This is a genomic window from Streptomyces sp. NPDC060205 (genome assembly GCF_042728395.1).
In the GTDB taxonomy this organism is placed as follows: domain Bacteria; phylum Actinomycetota; class Actinomycetes; order Streptomycetales; family Streptomycetaceae; genus Streptomyces.
The window spans coordinates 1-2,072 of the sequence record NZ_JBHWZP010000608.1 but is presented as its reverse complement, the minus strand read 5'-3'; the positions used below and the strand labels follow the sequence as shown (position 1 = coordinate 2,072).

Genomic DNA, 2,072 nt, shown 5'->3' with positions numbered 1-2,072 from the left:
CCCCTAAAGGCTCGGCTGCGCCTTCGCCCCCTCAGGGGCGCGGGGAACTGCGCAGTCTTTTGTCTTTAGGGGCGCGGGGAACTGCGCAGTCTTTTGGGTGCGCCCACGTCGGCCGGACGGCTAGTCCAAGCCTTCCGCCGCGCGGCGTTCGCGGAGGGCCAGGATCGCCCGTCGGCGAGCCAGCCGGTGCTGGCGGCGGATCTGCGCCTCCTGATACCGCCGCTCGTCCCGCTCGGTCTCGGGACACACAGGCGGCACCGGACGCGGCTTCCCGTCCGCGTCCACCGCCGCGAACACGAGATACGCAGACCCCACCTGCTGTGGCGGCGTCGACTCGTTCCACCGCTCGGCGAGCACCCGGACGCCGACCTCCATGGACGTACGCCCGGTCCAGTTGACCTGTGCCTTCACATGCACCAGGTCACCTACGCGGACGGGCTCCAGGAACGCCATCTCGTCCATGGACGCGGTGACGGCGGGCCCGCCCGAGTGCCGCCCCGCCACGGCCCCCGCCGCGTCGTCGACGAGCTTCATGATCACCCCACCGTGCACCGTCCCGAGCAGGTTGGTGTCGTTGTGGCTCATGATGTGGCTGAGGGTGGTCCGGGACGCCGAAGTCGGCTTGCCCGGAATATCGGATTCCGGGGTGGTGGCCTGGTCTGTCATGCCGCCCACCCTATGCCGGGGCGCGCAAGGGCCGCTTTGCATCAGCTTGGCAACAGCCCTGATCCGATTTTCCGAAGACCCTTGTATGCCACACCCTCGGGCACTGCACACTGGGTCGCATGAACGATTGGCCCCAGGGATGGTCCGGAAACAACGGCGGCGACCGCCAAGGCCGCGGCAGCGCGAGCGCCCAGCCCGAGGGTGCCCGCGTGATGCGGCAGGTGCAGCGCGGCCCGGCCGGCGCCCCGCACTCCTCGGCACCTCCTCACGGGGTCCCGCCGCAGCAGTCGTACACCGACGGTCACGGTGACAACGGCTACGACGGATACAACACGGGGCAGGTCTACGGGGGCGGTGGCGGTCCGCAGGGCCCCGGTCCCGGCGGCCGGCCCGGCCGCCCCGCGCCGGACTGGCGCAAGCGGATCAAGTGGATCTCGATCACCGTGGTCACGCTGCTCGTCGTGGTGACCGTGGGCACGTACTTCTGGGCCGACTCCAAGCTCAACCGGGACGTCGACCTGTCGAAGGTCATCGACCGTCCCGACGCGGGCGAGGGCACGAACTACCTGATCGTCGGCTCCGACAGCCGCGAGGGCATGTCCGCCGAGGAGAAGAAGAAGCTCCACACGGGCTCCGCCGACGGCAAGCGCACGGACTCGATGATGATCCTGCACGTGGGCGACAACGGGAACACGATGATCTCGCTGCCCCGCGACTCGAACGTGACGATTCCCACCTTCAAGGGCTCCGAGTCCGGCAAGACCTTCCAGGGCACCGGCCGCCAGGTGAAGCTGAACGCCGCGTACGCGGAGGACGGCCCCGAGCTGCTCGTGCGGACCGTAGAGGCCAACACGGGACTTCGTATCGACCACTACGCGGAGATCGGCTTCGCCGGCTTCGCCAAGATCGTCGACTCCGTCGGCGGCGTGGAGATCGAGATCCCCAAGGGCGGCATGAAGGACACCAAGTCCGGCGCCGACTTCGAGGCGGGCAAGCAGACCCTCAACGGCGAGCAGTCCCTGGCCTTCGTCCGCACCCGGTACGCGCTCGCGGGCAGCGACCTGGACCGTACGAAGAACCAGCAGAAGTTCCTCTCGGCGCTCGCCAACCAGACGGCGACCCCGTCCACGGTCCTGAACCCCTTCAAGCTCTACCCGACGCTCAGCTCCGGCCTCGACACCCTCACCGTCGACAAGGACATGTCGCTGTGGGACCTCGGCTCGATGTTCCTGGCCATGAAGGGCGTCACCAGCGGCGACGGCAAGTCGATGAACATGCCGATCTCGGGCAACACCGGCAACGGCAACCTCCAGTGGGACACCGCGAAGGTCAAGCAGCTGGTCGAGCAGCTGAAGAACGACGAGAAGGTCACGGTGACGAGCGACCGGTAGGCCACACCTGACACA

General features: G+C 68.3%; 2 protein-coding genes. One reads left to right on the top strand and one right to left on the bottom strand.

Annotation, left to right across the window (positions count from 1 at the left end; all coding sequences use genetic code 11):
* Positions 1-120: 120 nt before the first annotated feature.
* A complete protein-coding gene (locus ACFWGJ_RS43465) occupies positions 121-666 on the bottom strand; it encodes an acyl-CoA thioesterase (protein ID WP_387334506.1) in 546 nt (181 codons plus the stop codon).
* Positions 667-785: 119 nt separating this feature from the next.
* Between ACFWGJ_RS43465 and ACFWGJ_RS43460 the strand changes: the two genes are divergently transcribed.
* Positions 786-2,057, top strand: coding sequence for an LCP family protein (locus tag ACFWGJ_RS43460; RefSeq protein WP_387334505.1), 1,272 nt, complete (start codon positions 786-788; stop codon positions 2,055-2,057).
* Positions 2,058-2,072 lie beyond the last annotated feature (15 nt).

What these genes read in the sequence shown, in the direction of transcription:
- ACFWGJ_RS43465 (WP_387334506.1), bottom strand. Translation starts at nt 666, where the DNA reads ATGACAGACCAGGCCACCACCCCGGAATCCGATATTCCGGGCAAGCCG.
- ACFWGJ_RS43460 (WP_387334505.1), top strand. Translation starts at nt 786, where the DNA reads ATGAACGATTGGCCCCAGGGATGGTCCGGAAACAACGGCGGCGACCGC.